General features: G+C 43.6%; 17 protein-coding genes. 3 read left to right on the forward strand and 14 right to left on the reverse strand.

What is annotated here, in order from left to right:
* Nucleotides 1-9: 9 nt before the first annotated feature.
* The 9 genes from QMF37_RS09015 to QMF37_RS09055 form a co-directional block, all read right to left on the reverse strand.
* Entirely contained in the window at nt 10-279 is a 270-nt protein-coding gene (locus QMF37_RS09015) for a phosphocarrier protein HPr (protein WP_006828617.1), read from the reverse strand.
* 18 nt (nt 280-297) lie between these two features.
* The gene (locus QMF37_RS09020) at nt 298-1,020 is read right to left on the reverse strand and encodes a GntR family transcriptional regulator (RefSeq protein ID WP_058386316.1); all 723 of its coding nucleotides are present in this window, start codon (nt 1,018-1,020) and stop codon (nt 298-300) included.
* Between the two features lie 5 nt (nt 1,021-1,025).
* Complete coding sequence (nagB, locus tag QMF37_RS09025) at nt 1,026-1,766, reverse strand: glucosamine-6-phosphate deaminase (protein WP_071153989.1); 741 nt, start codon at nt 1,764-1,766, stop codon at nt 1,026-1,028.
* Nucleotides 1,763-2,932 carry an N-acetylglucosamine-6-phosphate deacetylase gene (gene nagA / locus QMF37_RS09030; protein ID WP_283477975.1) on the reverse strand — a complete coding sequence of 390 codons (1,170 nt, stop codon included), beginning with the start codon at nt 2,930-2,932 and terminating at the stop codon, nt 1,763-1,765. Before nagA ends, nagB begins: the two co-directional genes overlap by 4 nt.
* Nucleotides 2,933-2,996: 64 nt before the next feature.
* On the reverse strand, nt 2,997-4,913 hold the full coding sequence (gene nagE, locus QMF37_RS09035; RefSeq protein ID WP_283477977.1) for an N-acetylglucosamine-specific PTS transporter subunit IIBC: 1,917 nt from the start codon (nt 4,911-4,913) through the stop codon (nt 2,997-2,999).
* A gap of 1,009 nt (nt 4,914-5,922) precedes the next feature.
* Nucleotides 5,923-6,975, reverse strand: coding sequence for a DUF871 domain-containing protein (locus QMF37_RS09040; protein WP_071153993.1), 1,053 nt, complete (start codon nt 6,973-6,975; stop codon nt 5,923-5,925).
* Nucleotides 6,976-7,022: 47 nt separating this feature from the next.
* Nucleotides 7,023-8,402, reverse strand: coding sequence for a PTS transporter subunit EIIC (locus QMF37_RS09045; protein WP_283477980.1), 1,380 nt, complete (start codon nt 8,400-8,402; stop codon nt 7,023-7,025).
* Nucleotides 8,403-8,426: 24 nt separating this feature from the next.
* Complete coding sequence (gene murQ, locus QMF37_RS09050) at nt 8,427-9,311, reverse strand: N-acetylmuramic acid 6-phosphate etherase (protein WP_071153995.1); 885 nt, start codon at nt 9,309-9,311, stop codon at nt 8,427-8,429.
* A gap of 133 nt (nt 9,312-9,444) precedes the next feature.
* Nucleotides 9,445-10,293 (reverse strand): MurR/RpiR family transcriptional regulator, encoded by an 849-nt coding sequence (locus QMF37_RS09055; protein ID WP_058386324.1) that lies wholly within the window; start codon nt 10,291-10,293, stop codon nt 9,445-9,447.
* Nucleotides 10,294-10,471: 178 nt separating this feature from the next.
* Here QMF37_RS09055 and QMF37_RS09060 point away from each other — a divergent pair, with 178 nt between their 5' ends.
* The gene (locus QMF37_RS09060; protein WP_078080145.1) at nt 10,472-11,800 is read left to right on the forward strand and encodes a TrkH family potassium uptake protein; all 1,329 of its coding nucleotides are present in this window, start codon (nt 10,472-10,474) and stop codon (nt 11,798-11,800) included.
* 111 nt (nt 11,801-11,911) lie between these two features.
* On the opposite strand, the gene QMF37_RS09065 is transcribed toward QMF37_RS09060, so the two are convergent.
* The gene (locus QMF37_RS09065; RefSeq protein ID WP_058386326.1) at nt 11,912-13,033 is read right to left on the reverse strand and encodes an NADH-dependent flavin oxidoreductase; all 1,122 of its coding nucleotides are present in this window, start codon (nt 13,031-13,033) and stop codon (nt 11,912-11,914) included.
* 182 nt (nt 13,034-13,215) lie between these two features.
* Between QMF37_RS09065 and QMF37_RS09070 the strand changes: the two genes are divergently transcribed.
* Nucleotides 13,216-14,244 (forward strand): NADP-dependent oxidoreductase, encoded by a 1,029-nt coding sequence (locus QMF37_RS09070; protein ID WP_071153997.1) that lies wholly within the window; start codon nt 13,216-13,218, stop codon nt 14,242-14,244.
* Between the two features lie 159 nt (nt 14,245-14,403).
* On the opposite strand, the gene QMF37_RS09075 is transcribed toward QMF37_RS09070, so the two are convergent.
* Together QMF37_RS09075 and QMF37_RS09080 are read right to left on the reverse strand one after the other, a co-directional pair.
* Complete coding sequence (locus tag QMF37_RS09075; protein WP_256204315.1) at nt 14,404-14,535, reverse strand: hypothetical protein; 132 nt, start codon at nt 14,533-14,535, stop codon at nt 14,404-14,406.
* A gap of 56 nt (nt 14,536-14,591) precedes the next feature.
* Complete coding sequence (locus tag QMF37_RS09080) at nt 14,592-15,599, reverse strand: LLM class flavin-dependent oxidoreductase (RefSeq protein WP_071153998.1); 1,008 nt, start codon at nt 15,597-15,599, stop codon at nt 14,592-14,594.
* A gap of 249 nt (nt 15,600-15,848) precedes the next feature.
* Here QMF37_RS09080 and msrA point away from each other — a divergent pair, with 249 nt between their 5' ends.
* Nucleotides 15,849-16,988 carry a peptide-methionine (S)-S-oxide reductase MsrA gene (gene msrA / locus QMF37_RS09085; RefSeq protein WP_078080144.1) on the forward strand — a complete coding sequence of 380 codons (1,140 nt, stop codon included), beginning with the start codon at nt 15,849-15,851 and terminating at the stop codon, nt 16,986-16,988.
* A 611-nt stretch (nt 16,989-17,599) separates the two neighbouring features.
* On the opposite strand, the gene metH is transcribed toward msrA, so the two are convergent.
* Both metH and QMF37_RS09095 read right to left on the reverse strand, forming a co-directional pair.
* A complete protein-coding gene (gene metH, locus QMF37_RS09090) occupies nt 17,600-21,037 on the reverse strand; it encodes a methionine synthase (RefSeq protein WP_283477987.1) in 3,438 nt (1,145 codons plus the stop codon).
* Nucleotides 21,018-22,877: a bifunctional homocysteine S-methyltransferase/methylenetetrahydrofolate reductase gene (locus tag QMF37_RS09095; RefSeq protein WP_283477989.1), complete on the reverse strand. Its 1,860-nt coding sequence runs from the start codon at nt 22,875-22,877 to the stop codon at nt 21,018-21,020. The genes metH and QMF37_RS09095 overlap by 20 nt, the downstream gene beginning before the upstream one ends.
* Between the last annotated feature and the right edge of the window lie 45 nt (nt 22,878-22,922).

The raw sequence follows: 22,922 nt of genomic DNA on the forward strand, positions 1-22,922 counted from the left end.
CACACTTACTTATGCTTCTCCTAGTCCTTCAGCCACAATCAATTCGTCAACTTTAGCCATTAGTGATTCTTCATCGCTGCCGTCAGCCGTAATTTTGACCGTGTTGCCTTTTGAAACACCTAGTGACATAACACCCATAATTGATTTCAAATTGACTTCTCTTTCTTTATAAAGCATTTTTACGTCTGCAGAAAATGGCGATACTGCGCCGACTAATTTGGATGCTGGACGAGCGTGAAGTCCCTCGTCGCTAGTAATGGTGTACGTTTTTTCAATCATGTTCATTTCTCCTTTTGATTATCTTTGAATGTCTGTTGTAAATTTATAACGATCTGCACGATATGTACTACGAACCACTTCAAATGGAACATCACCAGCTAAATAACTGATGCGTTCAATCATTAAAATAGCTGCAGGTGATTTGATTTGCAACAGCTCAGCATCTTCTTTTTTCACCAGTCCCGCTTCCATTCGTTGGGTAGCATGACTAATTTTCAGGTGCTGGTTATTTTCAATCATCGCATACAGTGACCCTTGCAGCAAATCTGGCTGCAGTCCAGGAAATCGGTCGACTGGCAAATACGTTCGTTCGATTGCCATCGTTTTGTCATCGGCAAAGCGAATACGTTCAATAAAATATACTTGATCGTCAGCAGCCAATCGCAAGTCAGCCGCTATATCGATATCCGGCACCAATATTTCAAACCTAATTATTTTATTGCTCGGTACCATGCCACGCGCCTTCATATCTTCCGTAAAGCTCGTCAAACCATTTAATGGCTGCTCCACTTTCGGAGAAGCCACAAATGTGCCACGTCCTTTTTCTCGGTACAACAAACCGTCATTGACTAAATTTGTGATAGATTGACGTACCGTCATCCGGCTGACGCCGAAACGCTCGGTCAGTTCTCGTTCAGAGGGAATTGCTGTGCCGATAGGAAAGTCGCCTTGCTGAATTTGTTGCTTCAACTGTTCTTCTATCTGACTGTAAATCGGAATCGGCGATTGTTTGTCCAGCACAGCGATCACTCCTCTTTTGCCGTCACTAAGCTATAAGCATCTTTGTCTACAATCAGTGTGACGTGATTGTGTTCCCATAAAAATGAAGCCGGAAAATCGGTGCTAATGCGGCCTTCTAAAAATCGTTTTACTGCCTGTGCTTTGTTTTTACCAGAAGCCAGAACGACAATTTGTTCACTTTTTAAAATAGATTGGATGCCCATCGTAATGGCATGAGTTGGTACTTCGTCACGATCACTGAAAAATCGTGCATTGCTATTGCGTGTTGAAGCCTCAAGTTGAACACAATGAGTCACACTCGTTTCAGGTGTACCGGGTTCATTAAAGCCGATATGACCGTTCATTCCCATGCCGAGAATTTGTAAATCGGGTGGTCCGATTTTGTCGATTAACTCCTCATAACGTTGGCATTCCGCTTCTACTGGAACCGCTTTGCCATTTGGAACATAAGTGTTTTCAAACATAATATCGATATGTTGAAATAATTTTTCATTCATAAAATAGCGGTAACTATTCGGGTGGTCTCCTGACAATCCACGGTACTCGTCCAAATTGACGGTCCGGATATGCTTGTAAGAAATGTTCCGTTCGTTGACCCCTTGAATCAATTTTTCATAAAGACCAAGTGGAGTCGAGCCTGTTGCAAGCCCCAGCACCGAATGGTCATTTCTTTGGATTTGTTGTTCGACTAATTGTGCCGCCTTGCTGCTCATCTCTTCGTAGTTTTCGACGCAGATCAGTTTCATTTTTGACACTCCTTCTGGTAAGCGATAGTTCCTTTGCAAATGGTCATTTGGACTGTGAAGCTGTTGTCTAGTATCGCTATATCGGCGTCCAGATCAACTTGTATCTTGCCTTTATTCGAAAGCTTGAGATCTTTTGCTGCGTTGGCTGAAGTCATTGCCACCAGCTCGTTTAAGCTACAGCCTGTGAGTGACTGGACATTTTGAACAGCTTTTTCCATCGTCAGAATGCTGCCGGCCAACGTCCCATCGGCAAGCCGTGCATCTTTGTTAGTAACTTGTACATCTTGTCCACCCAAGTCATAAACACCCGGTGGTAGACCTTTGGCGCGCATGGCATCGGTGATAAGGATCAGTCGTTCTGCTCCTTTTTGGCGGAAAGCTAGTTCAACAGAAGAGGCATGACTGTGAATGAAATCAGCAATTACTTCTACGGTTAAGCTTTCTTCTACTAACGCCGCACCGACTACCCCTGGATTGCGGTGATGAAATGGACTCATTTGGTTGTACAGATGCGTCACGTGACTGGCACCTGAACGAACCGCTGCTTGCACTTCCTCAAATGTAGCATCTGAATGGCCAATCGATGCAATGATGCCCTCATCCGTCAAACTTTTAATCACAGCCAATCCATTTGTCGTTTCTGGAGCAATTGTCAGCAAACGAATTTGGTTGCCGCTAAGTTTTTGCCAGTTTTGGAATTGTGTTAAAGACGGCTCGATAATATGTTCAATTGGCTGTGCTCCGGCTCGTTTATCGGAAATGAACGGTCCTTCTAAATGGACACCCAGCATTTCGGCTTGTCCATCCTGTGCTTGAAACTTCTCGATGTTTTGCAAAGCCGCTGAAATTGCGCTGTCTGTTTGAGTCATCGTCGTTGCCAGAAAACTCGTTGTGCCTTCTTTTGGCAATGCCCCGGCTAATCCTGCTAACGCTTCCGGTGTTGCATCCATCGTATCGTGTCCTGCAGCTCCGTGAATATGAATGTCAATAAATCCAGGAAACGCTGTCCAATTTTTGCCGATTGCGTCTACATAGCTATCTGCTTGGGCATCGATTTTTTCAGCAACTCGACTTATTTTTCCGTCTTCAATGAGGATATCCCCAACGAAGCTTTGGTTAATAGCATCTGCAATGGTAATGCCTGAAATTAATATACTGTTCTTCATGTAGACCACTCCTTGCGAAAAACCAGGAAAATCGCGGTGGATGTCCCTGGTTTTCCGGCTCGTATTATTCGACTTTCAAAATCGAAGCTGTTCCTTGTTCTTGGAAACCATTTTTTAACATCGTTACTTTTTGTTCTGTTAAGTTTGTGAAAATCACAGGCGTCGCAATAGACGGCGCATTGGCTTTTAAGAATGTTAAATCTAGTTTCAGCAAGGCATCTCCGCGTTGAACAAGTTGACCTTGTTCTACCAAAGTCTCAAAACCTTCACCTTTAAGTTTTACAGTATCCAAACCAACATGAATCAATAATTCAATTCCGGTATCTGTTTCGATACCAATGGCATGTTTTGTTGGGAATACGCTAACAATACGACCATCAACTGGCGAATGGAGAACGTTGCCTGTTGGCATAATCGCAAAGCCTTGCCCCATCATGCCTTGTGCAAATACATCATCTGGCACTTCTGATAGTGGAATAATTTCTCCTTGAATCGGCATTTCAAAATCTTTAGCAATAATTTGTTTCATTGCAGGTTCTTCTGTTGTTTCGTTTTTCGTATCAGCAGCTTCAGAACTAGCAGCTGGAGCTGGATTGCCATTTGCTAAGCGCGGCTTCATGGCATCTCCTAGAAATTCAACAGCTGTGCCGATTACGACTTGTACGTTTGTTTTATTGATTTTCATAACGCCCATAGCACCATGACGTTTCAATTCTTTTTCATTGACCAAATCAGAATCTTTAACAGTCATGCGAAGGCGTGTCGTACAATAGCCGACTGCAGTAATATTATCGACACCGCCAAGTCCTTCAATTGTGTGGTAGGCTCTTACATCAACTGCTGTATTGCTTGAGCTTGCATTTTCTGCACCCTCTTCGTCCTCATCTTCACGACCAGGCGTTTTCAAATCCAATTTAAGAATCAAGAAGTAGAAGATAAAGAAGTAAATAACGCCGACCACTAACCCCATGACCAGTAGCAGCAATGGATTTTTGGCTAAGCCATAGTTCAAGACAAAGTCAATCGCTCCGGCAGAGAAACCGAAACCGTGATGGATATCCAATGCATAAGCAACCATCATCGAACCACCGGTTAACAATGCATGGACAACATATAAAATTGGAGATAAGAACATGAACGAGAACTCAATTGGTTCTGTAATTCCTGTTAAAAACGATGTAAAAGCGATACTGAACAACATACCCCCAACGATCGCTTTGCGTTCTTTTTTAGCAGTTGCATACATAGCGAGACACGCTGCAGGTAGACCAAACATCATAATCGGGAAGAAACCAGATAGGAATGGACCCGCTGTTGGGTCACCTTTTAGGAAACGGTTAATTTCTCCGCGCACAACTTCTCCAGAAGCATCGGTAAATGTTCCGAAATCAAACCAGACAACCGTGTTGATGACGTGATGCAAACCAGTCGGTAGCAATAAACGGTTCAAGAAACCATAAGCACCTACACCGAACATGCCTGCATTTAAAATCCACTCCCCTGCACTGTCGATTCCTTCTTGAATCGGAGGCCAAGCATAACCCAGTAACCCAGCTAAAATGGTCATGGTCGCAGCGGTGATTATTGGCACAAATCGCCGTCCACCGAAAAACGCAAGCCATTGCGGGAATTTCACATTGTAGAATTTGTTGTATAAAAGACCCCCGACGATACCGGATAAAATACCAGCAAAAACACCCATATTGATTGTTTCGTTAATCGTTACGATCGACGAAGTCAGTACAAGATAAGCAACCGCACCGGCTAAAGCCGCTCCGCCGTTACCATCATGAGCAAGGCCCATGGCGATACCAATCGCAAAAATGATGGCCAAGTTATCGATAATACCAGCACCGGCAGCCGACATAAACGGAATACCAAGCAAATCATCTTGTCCGAAGCGCAACAGTAATGCAGCTGCAGGCAATGTAGCAATCGGGAACATCAACGATTTCCCTATTTTCTGTAGAAAGCTGAACATAAATTTCCACCCCTTTAATGTATTCTTAATTTTCACTATAGCCACAATCGGTATAGTTGTCTATACCAATTTGAGAATTAATGAAAATAAAGTAAGCGTTTTCTTATGAATGCAGAAAAACTTTGGCGTTTTTTTATATAGCGGAACTTGGACGGCACGGATAGCGAGAAAATTAGGGCGTCTTGAGATTGGCTCTTAGCGCACGGCATGTTTTTCTGCCGTGCTTTTTTGTGTAATTGGGGGATTGCGGAGAGCGTGCGTATTTCTCAGGAGCGTGCGTATCCCTCTTCCGAACGTGCGTATTTTTCCAGGAGCGTGCGTATCCAGCTTCCGAACGCGCGTATTTTTCCAGGAGCGTGCGTATCCAGCTTCTGAACGCGCGTATTTCTCCTGGAGCGTGCATATCCAGCTTCTGAACGCGCGTATTTTCAGGAGCGTGCGTATCCAGCTTCCGAACGCGCGTATTTTTCCAGGAGCGTGCGTATCCAGCTTCCGAACGCGCGTATTTTTCCAGGAGCGTGCGTATCCATCTTCCGAGCGTGCGTATTTTTCAGGAACGTGCATAGCCAGCTTCCGAACGTGCGTATTTTTCCAGGAGCGTGCGTATCTAGCTTCTGAACGCGCGTATTTTCAGGAGCGTGCATAGCCATCTTCCGAACGTGCGTATTTTTCCAGGAGCGTGCATAGCCATCTTCCGAGCGTGCGTATTTTTCCAGGAGCGTGCGTATTTCTCAGGAACGTGCATATCCCTCTTCCGAACGTGCGTATTTTTCCAGGAGCGTGCATATCCCTCTTCCGAACGTGCGTATTTTTCCAGGAGCGTGCGTATCCCTCTTCCGAGCGTGCGTATTTTTCCAGGAGCGTGCATATCCCTCTTCCGAGCGTGCGTATTTTTCCAGGAGCGTGCATATCCCTCTCCCACTCAACACCGAACGAGATTTTCTCCGCAAAAAACTGCAGCTAACTCGAACTAATCGAGTTAGCTGCAGTTTGAAAAGCTAATTTCTCTTCAAATCCACTTTATTTGAAATTTAACTCCGCCTTTTATGAATGCTAGTAAAGCAAGATCTTCTTCTATCACTTTGCCAATCACATTCACTTTATCATCAGCTGGCAAATCCCTTTTTGTAATTTGCAGCTCACCTCTATAGCGTCCGTACTGTTCATTATCCACGGTGATGCTTCCTTTACTTCGAAAAATAGTGTTTTCGGGCTTTAGTAAATGAGTGCCGACCAAGCCATATTGACGAGATTCCATTGACCGAATGCAATCACGAGCAGCATCCCACCGATTGGTTTGAGCCGGCATCTCATCTAGTTGCACAAAATTCTTTGCTCTTAGAAAAATTACACCTTGCCCAAACACCTCAAATTGCTGCAAGCTTTTCTCGCTGAGCGTGATATCACCAATCAGTACTTTATCCACTGCCCCATTTTCTTTTAAATGTAGATACGCTTCAAAAGGAGCCATTCCCCGATGTTCTTCTAAAGTTGGTAACCCTTTGTACAAAGGGCCTCGAAGAGTTTCGTCTCCCGGGATAAACGCCATTACCGTCAAGCCTTCGCTTTTTAACCATAGATTTGTTTTCACAAACTCCATAGCATCTAACCCAGTTTCTGGTCGCGGATAAAAATTATGCCACATTTCTACAGTTTCTTTCTGCATCCCTGATTCCACTAGTGCAGCAAGTCCCTCTTTAGTCAATGTGCTGGCGTTTAATGCAATTTTCATCTTGTGCGACAAAGCAGCAATTATTTGGTCATCGACTCCATAATCAATTCGTAAACCAGTGACGCCCCAGTCCAACAAACCTTCTGCATTGTCCCAATCAAAGCCAAGGTATATCAAAGATTGTGGTGCAATGTCTGCTACTAACTCCATATCAAATTGCTGCGCCCAGTTTCCTAGTTGCTGCAATCGTTCTTTGTAGAGGCGCGGATTGTCCTCTGGTATATGGAGTGAAGTAAAAATAGCGGTAAATCCGTTTTTGCTCAACCGTTCAATATAAGGTTTTAAGTGTGTGAAAGACTTATCCCCCAAATACACCGAAATACCAAGCATTTTGTCAGCTCCTCTGAATAGAAAAAAGAGAGATTTCTCTCCCTTTTTTAAATACCTTCTGCCATCTCTTCTTTGAATCCAAACAGATATGTAAAGATGAATCCAAAAACATACGAAACAACCAATCCAACAAAGTACCAAACATATTTATTTTCAGCAATTAAAGGAATCAATGAAATACCAGATACTCCGATTCCAAGAGCGGCGGTCTGCATAACTGCTTGGAACGCGCCTCCAAATGCAGCTCCCATACAAGCTGTAATAAACGGTCGACCCAGTGGTAATGTCACCCCGTAAAGCAGCGGTTCGCCGATACCGAGAAAACCTACAGGCAATGCGCCTTTAATAATATTCTTTAAACGTTGATTTTTTGTTTTCACAAATACCGCAATCGTTGCACCAACTTGACCTGCTCCAGCCATTGCTAAGATCGGCAGTAACGCTGTCGCACCTACAGTGTTCATCAACTCTAAGTGAATCGGTGTCAGTCCATGGTGCAAACCAAGCATAACGAGCGGCAAGAAGAATCCTGCCAGAACCGCACCCGCTAGAGCGCCACCAACATCAAGTACAGAAGTTAATACGGTCATGATGCCATCTGATAAAACACCTGCAACTGGTACAATCGCATAAAGAGCGAAGAATCCGACGATTAATAGCGTAAAGAGTGGTGTAAATAAAATATCGACCGAACTGTGCATCACTTTACGAACATTCTTCTCAACAAACGTCATCAACCAAGCAGCAAAGATGACACCAAACAATCCGCCTCTGCCCACAATTAATGGTTCTCCGTAAATCACAATATCCGCAAGCATTGGATTAAACAAAATTCCGCCGGCAATCGCGCCTAGTACCGGTGTTCCTCCAAATTCTTTTGCTGTGTTCCACCCAACTAAAATCGCTAAGTAGGCAAATACCGTGCTGCCGAGCAATAATAAAATCTGCATCCATGTTTCCGTTCGATCAGCACCACCATTTATTGCAAAGTTAGCTGCTCCGTTAATCAGTCCCGAAGCGACTAATCCAGGAATCAATGGAATAAAGATATTTCCTACACTACGCAAAAACAATTTGAAAGGTGTTTTGTTTTTTTCTTTTAATTTCGCTTTTTTCATCACGGCTTTTTCTTCGAAACTCATGTTATCTTCATTAACATCGGCCATTTCCCCAATGGCCAGTCCCGTTTCGTTGCTCATTTCAGCCGCTACTTTATTAACCGTACCCGGGCCTATAACAATTTGAAGCGTATCGTCTTCGACAACACCCATTACCCCGTCTACACGCTTGAGTTCATTAAGATTTACTTTGCTGTCATCTTTAAGTGATAATCTCAATCGTGTCATACAATGCGCGACTTGCTGAACATTCTCTTTCCCACCAATTTTCTCGAGAATATCCTTCGCCATTTGTTGTTCTTTTTTCATACAACCCCTCCGCTCCCCTAACTGTTATAAAGCTTTGCGAACAAATCCACCTGCTATTTCCAGTTTTTCAATTGCTTGTTCTTTTGTACAATCTAGTAAACTCATCACAATTGCTGTCTTCACGTGACCATCCGCTTTTTCATAAAAATGCTCTGCAGCATCGTAATCGACTTGCGTTGCATCCATAATAATCCGTTTGGACCGCTCAATCAGTTTTGCGTTCGTCGCTTGGACATCAACCATCAAATTCCCATAAACTTTCCCTACGCCAATCATCGCAGCTGTTGAAATCATATTGAGTACGAGCTTTTGAGCAGTTCCGGCTTTTAGACGTGTAGAACCCGTTAATACTTCTGCACCTGTTTCGATCTCGATTGCGGTATCGGCAAATTCACTGATTTCCGATTGTGTATTGCAGGAAACGGCGACTGTCCCCGCACCCATTTGTTTAGCATATTGAAGTGCGCCAATAACATAGGGTGTACGACCACTTGCTGCAATGCCGACAACTGTATCATTTTTCGTTAAAGAAACCGCTTTCAAATCATCCATTCCGAATTGACGACTATCTTCCACACCTTCAATCGCTGTCTTTATCGCTTCTGCACCACCTGCAATAATTCCAACGACTTGATTTGGTGAGACACCAAAAGTCGGCACACATTCAACTGCATCCAAAATTCCTAAACGCCCACTCGTTCCAGCGCCAATATAGATCAATCTGCCCTTCGCCTTAAAGGAATGGATTACTTTTTCAACCGCTTCTTCAATGCTCGCCAATTCTTTTTCAATGATTCCTGGAACACTTTTGTCTTCCTGGTTCATCGTTTTCAATATTTCTAGCACTGACATTTCATCCATTTTCATGGTGTTGTTGTTACGCTTTTCTGTGGACAAGTTTTCCAGCATCAGCTCACCCCTTCTTTGCATTTATTTGTTGTCTTCATTCTATCCTCAAGAAATTTAATGTCAATATATTTTAAATAAATAATGAATTTTAATTTCATAAAACTCTATAAAAAAAGAGCCGAATCATCGACTCTTATCTTCTCAAGCGTTCCATTTCACCGCGTGCATCATAATATTGCTGCAATACTTTTTCTCCAACATGATGGAAAATACTCAAATACAAGGTATCGATCACAGTCAATTGCGTCATACGAGAAGCAAGACTGCCAATGCGAAAATCTTGTTCGACGTTTGGTGTACATAAGTGAACATCCGCTTCTTTGTATAAAGGAGATTTGCTAAGTGTGGTGATAGCAATAACAGTCGCGCCTTTTCTTTGAGCGAATCGAGTAAGCTCTAGCACATCTTTTGTTTTACCGGATGTACTAATCGCAACAAAAACATCCTTTTCAGTCAAATGCGGAATCACAGAAAGCATATGATGGAAATCCAATGAAGTAATCGAGTGATACCCAAGTTTCGTGAATTTATATTGCGCATCGACTGCAGCTGTTGAAGAACCGCCAACGCCAAAAAATACGATTTTTCGTGCATCGCGAATTGCATCTACCGCTTTGGTTAACTCTTTGCGATCGAGTGAATCGGCACAAGATTCAATTGCTGACTTGTTGACATGAATTACTTTATGAAAAAGATCATAGGGCGAGTCTTTTTTATTTAATACTGAAAAATCCGTTAAACTTGTATCTGTTAAAGTTAAGTCTTTCATCAAAGCAAGCTTAAAAGATTTATAACTTCCAATACCGATAGACTTACAAAAACGAATAATGGTCGCTTCACTCACAGCTGCTTTTTTTGAAAGTTCTTTTGTCGTCATATGAGGAACCGCTTCAGAATTCCCAAGAACATACTCTCCAATGCGACGCTCTGCTTCCGATAATTCCAAAAGCGCTTGTTCGATTTTCTGTCTTAAAGAAGTCATTTTGAACCTCCTGTAATTCTGTTTGTATATGCTGAATCTACTATCTTAAACTCTTTTGCTCATCTTATATAGCATACACGATTTTTTTAGTAGTCAGCTATTTTTTTGTTGACAGTTTCTTGAAACAAGCATAGAGTAGGCTCATATTTTATTTCTATAGGATGAGGAAGTGTCTGGTATGCAGTCCTGGAAAAAAAAGCGGATGTCGATTTCTCCTCCTTTAGTCATTTCCGGAAGTTTTCTGTTTTTGATTATGACAGGCACATTGTTGCTGAAACTCCCTTTCGCAACAACACAGCCAATTTCTTGGACTGATGCCTTATTTACCGCTACATCCGCTACGACCGTGACAGGTCTTAGCGTTTTTGACCCCGCCACGGTTCTTACCGGATTTGGCGAATTGGTTCTATTGGTATTGATTCAATGCGGCGGCATCGGCTTGATGACTTTCGCGGTTGCGATTCTCATCTTGTTCCGTAAAAAGGTTGGCCTTCAAAACCGAATTTACCTGCAGGAATCGTTAACTCAAAGTTCAATCGGCGGCGTTGTTAAGCTCGTCAAATCGATTTTGACATTTGCTTTAACCGTGGAAGCTGTCGCGACTGTCTTACTGACTATTTACTGGACCCCTGAATTCGGCTTTAAAGATGCACTCAACTACAGTGTCTTTCACGTCATTTCCGCTTTCAACAACGCAGGATTTTCATTGTTTCCTGATAATATGATCAGCTTTGCTGGAGATCCACTAGTCACTATCTTACTATCCTCATTGTTTATTATCGGGGGCATTGGATTTACAGTCGTTATGGATATCGCACAAAAAAAATCATTTCATCGTTGGTCTTTGCACACGAAACTGATGATTGGGGGCACTCTGATTTTGAATGCTGTCGCGACAATTGTCATTTTCATTTTGGAGTATAATAATCCTGGGACACTTGGTAACATGTCCTTATACGAAAAATTATCGACTTCTTATTTTAGTGCGGTAACCCCGCGAACTGCCGGGTTTAATATGTTGAACTACGGCGAACTTGAAGACCCGACTTTGTTGTTCACGATGTTGTTAATGTTTATTGGTGGTGGTAGCGCTTCGACAGCTTCGGGCATTAAACTCACTACGTTTATTGTCGTCATTTTAGCGACTGTTTCATTCTTGAAGTCACGCCGCGAACCTGAGCTTTTCGGTCGCTCAATTCGACTTGAAACGGTCATTCGTTCACTTGCCATTACTACCATCAGCGTCTTGCTCGTCGTTCTCTTCCTATTTTTGTTGACTGTGTCAGAAAAAATTCCGTTTTTGCCGCTCGCCTTTGAAGTGGTATCCGCCTTTGGTACGGTCGGCTTATCTATGGGCATCACAGGAGACTTGAGTAGTATCGGCGAAGTGCTTTTGAGCCTCGTGATGTTTACGGGTCGCATTGGACCATTGACGCTTTTCTTTATTTTAATGAAACCTCGCAAAGAAAATTATCGGTATCCATACGATCCTGTATTTACTGGATGATATAAAAACGCAGCTCCCTGTATTTCTGGAGCTGCGTTTTTGTATTTACTCTATTTCCTGCTAGCTAACGAGCAATGTTCAATTACAGTTGAGCGCTTAAACCTTGTCAGATCAATTATCTGCGACTTTAATCATTCCGTAGGAAGTAATCAAGTTCCACATATTTTGCGGAATATCCAACTTACCGACCATTTGTTGGGTAATCGCCGGATGGATTTCTTGTTCTTTTCCTTGTCTTACTTTATCCGTCCACTCAGGATCAATTAGCGCTTGACGTCCGAAGACGACAATATCTGCGCCTTCTGCCAAAGCCGTTACCGCATCTTCTGGTGTTTTAATGCTGCCGACTGCTACAAAAGCGGCACGGCCATTGATTTGATCCGCTAAGATGCGAACGATGCTATCGCCTTGTTCAGCGCCTTTTGGTGTTTTCTTGAATTCGAACAGCGATACATGAATATAATGGATACCACGTTGAACCAATTCTTCGACGAGTATCTTCGTTTCTTCTATTGTATAGCCCGTCGATTTTTCATTGTTTTCTTCTGGTGATAGACGGTAGCCGACAATAAATTGCTCATCCGCATATTTTGCGACCGTGTCTTGAACTTTCTTCATGACAGCAAGTGGGAATCTCATACGATTTACTAGACTGCCGCCCCATTGATCTTCACGCTGATTGGTAACCTTCGATACAAATTGCTGGAGCAAGTACGTATTGGCGCCGTGAATTTCCACACCATCAAAGCCCGCTTCGATTGCTCTTTTAGTCGTTGCCCCAAAATCTTCGATAATTGCGTAGATTTCTTCTTCCGTCAATTCGCGCGGTGTTGGCTTGCCCGCTTCTCCTACAGCACTTGGCGCTACGGTTTCATTGGCTTTTATCAATTCAGGCTGTCCTTGACGTCCGCCATGCTGCATTTGCAAAATCGCTTTGCTGCCTTTTGATTTCATTTCTTTTGCCAATTGTTTTAGGCGTGGAAGTGCGCTGTCGTCAAACCCGATAAATTGGTTTGGAAACGCAATGCCATTTTCTGAAACGGCGATGCACGCTGTAATGTATAAACTACCTAAACCTGCACGACGATTGTAATACGTTAATTCTTCGTCTGAAACAGTCCCGTCTCTATTTCCCGAATAAGTTGTCATCGGGGCTACACCCAAACGATCGTTTAATACTACGCCGTTTGGCAAAGTAATTTCATGGAATAACTCTTTATATAATGGTTTCATGGAAGTTCCTCTTTTCTTCGTGCTCATCTTCTCCGAAAGCTATCGGTATTTCAAAATAGCATATGAATTTTAAGGAATCAAGAATACGCGCTCGCTTCTTTTTTCGGTACATTATTTTTGACCACCTCTACTCCCAGTGGTACGCTTTTCATCGAATCTACATACATAAGGAGGAATTTTCCATGACCGTTCAAAAATATAAAGAAATTCATTTAGTGAATCGTCCTGAGGGCATGCCGACAAACGACGATTTCAAATTTGTTGAGAAAGAAATTCCGACACCAGGCGAAAACGAAGTCCTATTGAAGACTCTTTACCTATCAGTTGATCCGTATATGCGCGGTCGAATGAGAGACATAAAATCATACATTCCACCATTCCAGCTAAACGAAGCTTTAGTCGGTGGCGTGTTAGCTGAAGTTGTTGAATCACATTCGGATTTATTTGAAAAAGGGGACATTGTCAGCAACAACCTTAGCTGGTCGGAGTACAACGTGGCGAATGCCGCCAAACTTCAAAAAGTTGATCCAACTGCAGCATCTATCACAGCACATTTGAGTGTTCTTGGATTGACTGGACTGACTGCTTATTTCGGATTGCTCGACATTGCTAAACCTCAAGCTGGTGAAACGGTTGTTGTTTCTGGCGCAGCAGGTGCAGTCGGTTCTATCGTTGGCCAATTGGCGAAAATCAAAGGTGCACGTGCTATCGGCATCGCAGGCTCTGATGACAAAATTGATTACTTGATCAACGAACTCGGTTTTGACGCAGCTGTTAATTACAAAAAAGACAGCTTTAAAGAAGACTTAATAGCCGCTCTTCCAGATGGTGTTGATGTTTACTTTGATAATGTCGGTGGTGACATTTCCGATGCAGTCATGAATGAGTTAAACAAGCATGCGCGTGTTACCGTGTGCGGCGCAATTTCTTCTTACAATTCTGTAGATGGGGATGTTGGCCCCCGCATTCAAGGTCAATTCATCAAAACAAGCGCAATGATGAAAGGCTTCACACTCGGCGATTACGCCAAAGATTTACCAACAGGCGTTGTGGCACTGACGCAATGGCTACAAGAAGGTAAATTGAAATACGATGAAACGATTGTCGAAGGCTTTGAAAATACACCGGATGCGTTTCTCGGCCTATTTAAAGGCACCAATCTCGGCAAACAATTGGTCAAAGTCGCTGATCCTGAGTTTGCTAAGCTATAAAACGATGAAAAAGCCGCCTAGTTTAGGCGGCTTTTTCCATTTATTGGCGATACTGTCGAGAATGCGTGGAATACTGTCCGATTTGTCTTGAATACTGTCCGATTTGAGCCACATACTGTCCAATTTCAAGAAATACTGTCCGAATCGTCAAATCCCCTCTTATCGGTACACTTCCAAAACGATTCGCAAAACTAAACGCGGGATATAAAATAAAATCTCCAGACCTTCAAGAATCACATCAAAAATCCACCAGCGATTCTTCTTTTCTTTCTCCTTCGTTTTGATTTCCATCTACCACGCCGCCCTTTCTACTTTTTTACTTTATACGTAGCAAGCAAGGATTGGTTTCATTTTTCAGATAAATCGAATGCCGATGCCAATAAACGCAATACGTTCATGCGATTCGTTATACCTGAAATGTTTGGAATGATGGTGATTTCATCTGGCTCAAAGCGTTCAGCAATCTCTTCAATTTGCTCTTTCACCTGTTCAGCGGTACCAATCAACATGCGCTTACGATTGCGTTCGATTTTTTCTTGCTCACTTGCGCTAAAGCCACGTTTTCGAGCCGTTTCAATCGATGGATAATAGGGCGGTGGTGAATCCGACTCAATAAACAATAACCACAAATCAAACGCGGTCGCCAACGCCTCCGCTTGTTCCATCGTTTCGGCAACTACTGCAAAAACAGCAATGATGACTTGCGGTTGCTGTAAAAATACCGAAGGCTGAAAGTTTGAACGATAAGTTTTTATGACATCCACTGCTTGTTCAGACGGTTTTGCGAAATGCGCATAGGCATAACTCATCCCTTTTTCAGCAGCAAGCCGGGCACTTCCAAATCCTGTACCAAGAAGCCACAATTCAGGTGCTGTTTCAATCGTCGGCATTACTTGTAAGGCTTGAAAACGATGTTCGCTCGTTATATCATCTGAAAAATACTTTTGAAGGTCCGTCAACTGTTGTTCATAGGGCAACCGTTTTGTTTTGCTTTCATTCAATGCTTCGTTGACGATTCGGTAGCTGCGCGAACGCCCGATGCCGAGATCGATGCGCTCCGGGTGCAAGGCTTCAAGTAGACGAAAGTTTTCTGCAACTTTATAAGCACTATAATGAGGTAGCATGACACCACCTGAACCGATGCGAATGGTTTTTGTAGAAGTCGCCAAATGCATCATCAACAGTTCGGGCGAGCTGCCAGCAACTGAGTCGACTTTATGGTGCTCAGCTACCCAAAAACGCTTGAATCCAAGCTTTTCTGCTAGCTGTGCAAGTTGAGTCGTTTGTTTGAGCGCAACTGACGCTGTCTGTCCTTCATCAATAGGTGAATAATCCAAGACGTTCAGTAGAACCATTTGCCTGCACTCCTTTTCATTATACTTAAAGCCTAGCATGCAAATCGATGTCCTTTCTACTTTGCTGTCCCGCAAATCTTACAGATACACTTCTAACTTAATATATCTATTCTGTGACAGCTGCCGCAATTTAACAGTTATTTCCGAATCGCTTCAGTTCCCCTTTTTCTGACATTCTATTACACTAAAGATAATAAAAATGGAAAAGCGCTTACACGTCCCTCCACCAAGAAAGGCAGGAGCTTCACTATGAAAAAACTCTCATTTGCAGGTTTTATTGTTTTAGTATTATTGGTACTTTCAGGCTGTTCTACTTCGAATGCTTCCGAGTCTAGCAGTTCAGCTTCTGGGCAAGCAACCAATACAAGCACTTCTAAATTTCCGGATAATCCGAATGTGGACCTCGAGTTCGATACCGATAAATTGCAGGATATCTATTTGGCCGGCGGCTGCTTCTGGGGAGTCGAAGCTTATATGGCACGCGTTTACGGCGTTTATGATGTAACGTCAGGTTATGCCAATGGCAATACCGAAAATCCGACTTACGAAGAAGTTATCCGTGAAAACACTGGACATGCTGAAACCGTTCATGTTCGTTACGACCCAGAGCGTGTCGATTTGGAGAAGCTACTCGGCCATTACTTCATGATTATCGATCCAACACTCTTGAATCAGCAAGGCAATGATCGCGGCGAACAATACCGCACAGGAATTTATTATGAAAATGAAGATGATCGAGCTGTTATCGATAAGGTTTTCGCAGCCCAAAAAGAGCGCTACGATGAGCCGATTGTTACAGAAGTTGAACTGCTGGATAATTATTATTTAGCTGAAGAATACCATCAAGATTACCTTGAAAAAAATCCAGATGGCTACTGTCATGTTGAGTTTGATACGTTAGAAGGTCAAGAGGTAGAAGGCGACGCACAGTCGGTAATCGACCCGGCACTTTACCCGAAACCGAGTGACGAAGAACTAAAAGCAACATTGACTGATATTCAATACGATGTAACACAAAAAGACGATACGGAGCGCGCTTTTTCTAGCGAATACGACGGCTTTTATGAGCCCGGTATTTATGTAGATATCACCACTGGAGAACCGCTTTTCTCTTCTGCAGATAAATACGATTCCACAACAGGATGGCCGAGTTTCACGAAGCCAATCGATCCGGCAGTTGTCACCGAGCATGATGACGGTTTTCTCTTCCTGCAACAAACCGAAATCAGAAGCCGCACTGGCGATAATCATTTAGGCCACGTTTTTACTGACGGTCCGGAAGACAAAGGTGGCTTACGCTATTGCATGAACGGTGCAGCGCTATTGTTTGTACCTGAAGCAGATATGGAAGCAGAAGGCTACGGCTTTTTGTTAGATAAAGTAAATTGATTTACAATGCCAAAAGGGCAGTTAGCATTTAGCTGACTGCCCTCAGGTCGTAGACAAAAGAATATTTACGTTAGTTAAAGAATAAATAGTCATTGCATCTTGTATATACTGGATTCTGTGCTCCATGCGGACGCTTTCCGCGGACGAAGAGCGCTGAGCCTTCTCGTCGCAAGCTTCTGCGGGGTCTCATCACTTCGTTCTTCCGCAGGAGTCGCCGCATTGAGCTCCGAATCCTTGAGAGAGTGCTTATGAAAAGTAGATTCGTTAGTTACTCTCGCTGATTTGAGACCGCGGAAAGCAAAGTGACCGGACCTGTTGGATTATACACGACTATTCATTTTTTATAGACTTTGTCTACAGTCTAAGGGCAGTCAGCATTTAGCTGACTGCCCTTTTTCTATTTATAGCTGGTGAATTATGAGTCTCAGAAATACTCACTTTAGATAGAATCGCCAGTGGCTACACGGGCGCTTCCGCTTTTCTTCTTTGTCCAGACTCCAGTAGCCAGATTCTAGGGTCATAAGCCACTCTGGCTGTGCGGCAAAGTACGCCACTTCGCCAGCGCGTCTTATGCCCGTCGAATCTACACGGCTACTTCCGCTTTTCTATCCTCAATCCACAATAAAATACCTGGCATCTGGATGCGCAAATACGATTGCGGACACGGATGCTTCGGGGTCCATCATATATTCTTCGGTTAAATGCACGCCGATGTCTTCGGGTTTGATCAAGTTAAATAATTTGGCTTGGTCTTCTAAGTTCGGGCACGCGGGGTAACCGAATGAGAAGCGCTGGCCTTGGTATTTGGCGGCAAAACGGTCGCGCATGGAGAAATCGGTTGTATCTGGGAAGCCCCATTGATCGCGTATTTCTTGGTGGATGCGTTCAGCAAAACCTTCTGCGAGTTCAAGTGCTGTTGCTTGCAGTGCATGGCTTTCTAAAAATTTGCCTTGTTCTTTCAGGCGTGTTGCTTGTTCGCGTACGCCAAAGCCTGCAGTTACTTGCATAAAGGCCACGTAATCCATTTCGCCACTGTCGACTGATTTTAAGTAATCGGACAAGCATAAGAATGGTAACGCAGATTGGCGTGGAAATGTAAATCGTTCGATTTCTGTTTTGCCATCAGCAGGGTCATAAACGATGACATCGTCTCCGTCACTTTGAGCTGGGAAAAATTGATACAGCCCTGATGGTTTTAACAGTCCTGACCCTAAAAACTCGGTCGTCAGTTCATGAAGCTGAACAGCACGCGGATCGCCTTTAGCTAACGAATTATCGTTATAGCCTTTTAATCCGAGGTGATGACCAATCAATGTGCGCATGTTGACGTATGGATACAAATGAGCCACAGAATACTCTTTCAATACGTGACGACGCAAATCGTTCGGCACGTGAACCGTGACGTCTTCGCGCACTGTTTTCACTGGCTTCTCAGCAACGGCTACAGCGGGCTTGGCTGCACGCACGGCTTCAGATGCTTGGCGTTTCTCTTGCTGTGCATCCAACTCTAGCAGCAACTCTGCTTTTCCGGCACCGCTTTGCAGCCGATTCGCTAGATCTAATCCTTGCATCGCATCTTTCGCGTAAATGACCGGCCCGTCGTATTCCGCTGAAATTTTGGTTTCGGTAAAGCGTCTCGACAATGCCGCCCCGCCCACTAAAATGGGTACATCAATGCCCGCTTCTTTAAAGTCTTGCGCGGTGATGACCATTTGCTTCGCCGACTTAACGAGTAACCCCGACAAGCCAATCATGTCTGGTTTTTCTTTTCGAATCACTTCGATCAAGGTAGCCGGTGTCACCTTAATTCCAACATCAATCACTTTAAAGCCGTTATTGCTTAAGATAATCTCCACTAAGTTTTTGCCGATGTCATGAACATCGCCTTTAACAGTCGCCAAAACGATTTTCCCTTTTCCAGAATCGTCTTCTTTTTTCTCCATAAACTGCTCAAGAAATGATACGGCTGCTTTCATGACGCCTGCACTTTGCAACACTTCCGCAACAATTAATTGGTTGTCATTAAACAAACGGCCTACTTCGGCCATCCCTTTCATCAACGGTCCATTAATGACATCAAGCGGTTCATCATACATCTCTAGCGCTTTTTCCAAATCAGGTATCAAGCCTTCTTTTGTTCCTTCTATAATATAGTAAGCGAGTCGATCTGGTACTGTTTTCGGAATATCATCTTCTGTTTTTTCTTTTTTCTTATCGCGGTAAAAAGCCGTAAAGTCAGCTAAAGTTTCATCTGTTGTCGTAAACAGTAATTCATTAGCCATATCGATTTCCTGTTTTGGAATGGATGCATAACGCTCTAATTTTTCCGTATTGACGATGGCATAGTCCAAACCTGCCTGCGTGCAATGATATAAATACACGGCATTTAACACTTCACGACCAACCGGTGGTAAGCCGAATGAAACGTTACTAACACCTAAAATCGTCAATGCGCGTGGCAGTTTTTCTTTAATTAACCGAATGCCTTCAATCGTTTCTACTGCAGAACCAATGTATTGCTGATCGCCCGTACCGACTGGGAATACCAGTGGATCAAAAATGATGTCTTCCGGTGCAAGCCCCCATTTATGGACCAGCAAGTCATATGACCGTTCGGCTATTTCCAACTTACGCTCACGCGTGACCGCCATCCCAACTTCGTCAATTGTACCCACAACGACTGCCGCACCGTATTTTTTCACGAGCGGCATTACCGCATCAAAACGTTCTTCTCCGTCTTCTAGATTAATCGAGTTGATAATCGCTTTTCCTTGTGAAAATTTCAATGCAACTTCAATCACTTCTTCGTCTGTAGAATCGATAACGAGCGGTACTTTTACTTTTTTGACGACTTCTTTCATGAATTTCGTCATGTCTTCAACTTCGTCACGATCCGGATTTGCTAAACAAATATCAATAACGTGCGCTCCGTTTTTCACCTGTGCGCGAGCAATTTCAGATGCTTCTTCAAATTGGCCATCGACTATTAATCGTTTAAATTTACGAGAACCAATAACATTCGTCCGCTCTCCGATAAACAAAGGACGCATCGTTTCGTCGTATTGCAAAGGCTCAATTCCAGACACGACATGGCCGCGCTCAACAGGGTCTGGTTTTCTCGGCGGCAATCCGTCCATAGCCAAACGCACTGCTTTAATGTGTTCCGGTGTGGTTCCGCAACAACCACCGACGACGTTCAGCCACCCTTTATCTGCAAAACCTTTTAATTTTTTCGCAAGTGATTCGGGTGTTTCGTGATAATGACCGTCTTCATCTGGCAAGCCTGCATTTGGGTAACAACTAACATAGCCGCCCGACAGCTCTGACAGCGAACGAATATGGTCTGTCATAAATTCTGGACCTGTTGCACAGTTTAACCCGACGGATAGCGGCTTGACATGTTCAATGGAAATGTAAAACGCTTCAATGCTTTGACCGGCAAGCGTCGTCCCCATCGGTTCAATCGTTCCGGACACCATAATCGGCAATTCGATTCCCGTCTCTTCAAAAGCTTGTTTAATGCCAATTGTCGCCGCTTTCACATTCAACATGTCTTGACTGGTCTCGAGCAAGATGAGATCTGCTCCGCCTTCAACAAGTGCCTTGGCTTGCACGTAAAAATTTTCCAGCATGACATCAAATGTGACGCCACCCGTTACAGACAAAGTTTTCGTTGTCGGTCCAATCGCACCTGCCACAAAACGAGGCCATTCCGGGGTGGAAAATTCAGCAGCCGCTCGTTTCGCAATTTCGACTGCGCGTCTATTAATATCCGCCGCTTGGTCACCGATTCCATATTCGTCCAAAACAATCGGTGTACCTCCAAATGTATTGGTGCAAAGAATATCGGCTCCAGCTTCAAGATAAGCCGTATGGATATCTTGAATAACATTCGGTCGGACAATGTTCAAGTATTCATTGCAGCCGTCAAATTCTTCTCCACCAAATTCTTCAGGTGACAGATCGGCATTTTGAATCATCGTCCCCATCGCTCCGTCGATAATTAAGATTCTTTTTTTAAGCTGTTGTTCAATAAGATGTTTGGACATGGCTGCGATCGCTCTCTTTCTGTTGATCTAGTTGTCGAATATACCGAATCAATTCCACGGTCATGTCGTAACGGACAAACGGTGTGATCAAGTAAATACCGTTGAATAGCTCTGCTGCTGTGTCAATCAATTCTTTAGCGATTTGAATGCCTTCCGTTGTGGCTCGGTCCTTGTCATCTCCACATGCACGCATGCGTTCAAGTGCGTCTTCTGACAACTTGATACCCGGCACTTCATGATGCAAAAATTCGGCACTGCGAATACTGGTCAACGGCATTACCCCAATAAAAATGGGCGTATTTAAATGCTTTGTCGCTTCGTACATTTCAACGATTTTTTCTTTTGTGTATACGGGCTGCGAAATAAAATAATCCGCTCCGCTTTCAATTTTCTTCTCAAGTCTTGCTACGGCTCGGTCAAGCACACGAACATTCGGATTGAACGCCGCAGCGACAGAAAAATTAGCTTTTTTCCGTAGCGGTTTACCAGAAAACGAAATGCCTTCATTTAGTTTTTTGATCAATTGAATCAATTCCATACTGGACACGTCATAAACGCTTGTCGCTCCTGGAAAATCTCCAACTTTGGTCGGATCGCCTGTGACAGCGAGAATGTCGTGCATACCGAGTGCATCGAGTCCCATCAAATGTGATTGCAAACCAATTAAGTTGCGGTCGCGACACGTAATATGAGCGAGCGGCCGAATTTTTTCTGTGTGCTTGAGAATCGAGCCCATCGCCATATTACTAATACGCGGTGACGCTAATGAATTATCGGCCATGGTGACAGCATCCACACCTTCTTCATGCAAAGCGACAGAGCCTTCAAGAAATTTTGTGACGTCCAAATGACGTGGCGTATCGAGTTCCACAATAATCGTTCGTTGTGTTTTCGCTTTTTCGTGAAGCGGCTTTACTTCTAGCGCTTCGGCCTCTCGGATGACAATCGGCTTTCTTTTGGTTACTTCTTTATAAAAAATCGGCGGTAACTTACCGAGGTGTTTTTTCACCGCTTCAATATGCTTTGGTGTTGTACCACAGCAACCGCCAATCAAGCGAACGCCTTCTTGTCTTAACAATAAAGCAGCACGTCCGAAATAATCTGCTTCTGATTCGTAAACAATCCGCCCATCTTCTACGTCAAGTAGGCTAGCATTTGGGTATGCAGAAAGAAAAGCTTTTTCGGGTAAGGTTACTTCTTCAAAAGCTTGAATTGTATGATGCGGTCCTAGACGACAATTGACACCAACAATGTCTGCTCCAAGTGATTCTAATTGGTGCAAAGCGTCATTCAATGACATGCCGTTTTGCAAAATACCCGGATCATGCATCGATACTTGTGCAATCAATGGGGTATCTGTGATGCCTTTCAAATGTTTAACAGTTGCTACTAATTCTTCAAAATCGTAATAAGTTTCAAGTAGTAGGCCATCGGGGTCGCCCGCAAGCAACTGACTCGCTTGCTGGTCGACCATCGCAATGATTTCCTGCAAGGTGGCGTCACTTTTACGAATTCCGCGAATGCCGCCAATCGTTCCAAAGACAAATTGACCCCCCGGTGCTGCTGCACGTTTCGCAATTTCAATAGCAGCTTTGTTGATGTCTGCAACTTGTTCTTCTAATCCGTAACGAGCAAGTTTGAGTGCATTAGCCCCGTACGTATTGGTTTGAATGATATCTGCTCCAGCTTTGATATAGTCTTGATGAATCTTTTCGATTACTTCTGGCCGCTGTAAATTCAATTCCTCGTTGCAATACTCAATGCCATACGAATACAGCAAGGTTCCCATGCCACCGTCCGCCGTCAAAATTTTCGTCTTCAGTTCGTCTAATAAACCCATCCACTCAACCCCCCATATATACAAAAAAAGCCTCCATGAAAAAGA

Origin of the sequence: Planococcus sp. S3-L1 (genome assembly GCF_030063085.1) — a bacterium.
Lineage (GTDB): Bacteria > Bacillota > Bacilli > Bacillales_A > Planococcaceae > Planococcus > Planococcus kocurii.

Bases quoted from the DNA above. Each gene is read 5' to 3' on its own strand.
- metH (WP_283477987.1), bottom strand. From the start codon at position 21,037: ATGTCCAAACATCTTATTGAACAACAGCTTAAAAAAAGAATCTTAATT.
- nagA (WP_283477975.1), bottom strand. From the start codon at position 2,932: ATGAAGAACAGTATATTAATTTCAGGCATTACCATTGCAGATGCTATT.
- QMF37_RS09095 (WP_283477989.1), bottom strand. From the start codon at position 22,877: ATGGGTTTATTAGACGAACTGAAGACGAAAATTTTGACGGCGGACGGT.
- QMF37_RS09075 (WP_256204315.1), bottom strand. From the start codon at position 14,535: ATGGAAATCAAAACGAAGGAGAAAGAAAAGAAGAATCGCTGGTGGATT.
- QMF37_RS09015 (WP_006828617.1), bottom strand. From the start codon at position 279: ATGATTGAAAAAACGTACACCATTACTAGCGACGAGGGACTTCACGCT.
- murQ (WP_071153995.1), bottom strand. From the start codon at position 9,311: ATGCTGGAAAACTTGTCCACAGAAAAGCGTAACAACAACACCATGAAA.
- QMF37_RS09045 (WP_283477980.1), bottom strand. From the start codon at position 8,402: ATGAAAAAAGAACAACAAATGGCGAAGGATATTCTCGAGAAAATTGGT.
- nagB (WP_071153989.1), bottom strand. From the start codon at position 1,766: ATGAAACTGATCTGCGTCGAAAACTACGAAGAGATGAGCAGCAAGGCG.
- QMF37_RS09080 (WP_071153998.1), bottom strand. From the start codon at position 15,599: ATGGTTCTACTGAACGTCTTGGATTATTCACCTATTGATGAAGGACAG.
- msrA (WP_078080144.1), top strand. From the start codon at position 15,849: ATGAAAAAACTCTCATTTGCAGGTTTTATTGTTTTAGTATTATTGGTA.
- QMF37_RS09060 (WP_078080145.1), top strand. From the start codon at position 10,472: ATGCAGTCCTGGAAAAAAAAGCGGATGTCGATTTCTCCTCCTTTAGTC.
- nagE (WP_283477977.1), bottom strand. From the start codon at position 4,913: ATGTTCAGCTTTCTACAGAAAATAGGGAAATCGTTGATGTTCCCGATT.
- QMF37_RS09065 (WP_058386326.1), bottom strand. From the start codon at position 13,033: ATGAAACCATTATATAAAGAGTTATTCCATGAAATTACTTTGCCAAAC.
- QMF37_RS09040 (WP_071153993.1), bottom strand. From the start codon at position 6,975: ATGCTTGGTATTTCGGTGTATTTGGGGGATAAGTCTTTCACACACTTA.
- QMF37_RS09055 (WP_058386324.1), bottom strand. From the start codon at position 10,293: ATGACTTCTTTAAGACAGAAAATCGAACAAGCGCTTTTGGAATTATCG.
- QMF37_RS09070 (WP_071153997.1), top strand. From the start codon at position 13,216: ATGACCGTTCAAAAATATAAAGAAATTCATTTAGTGAATCGTCCTGAG.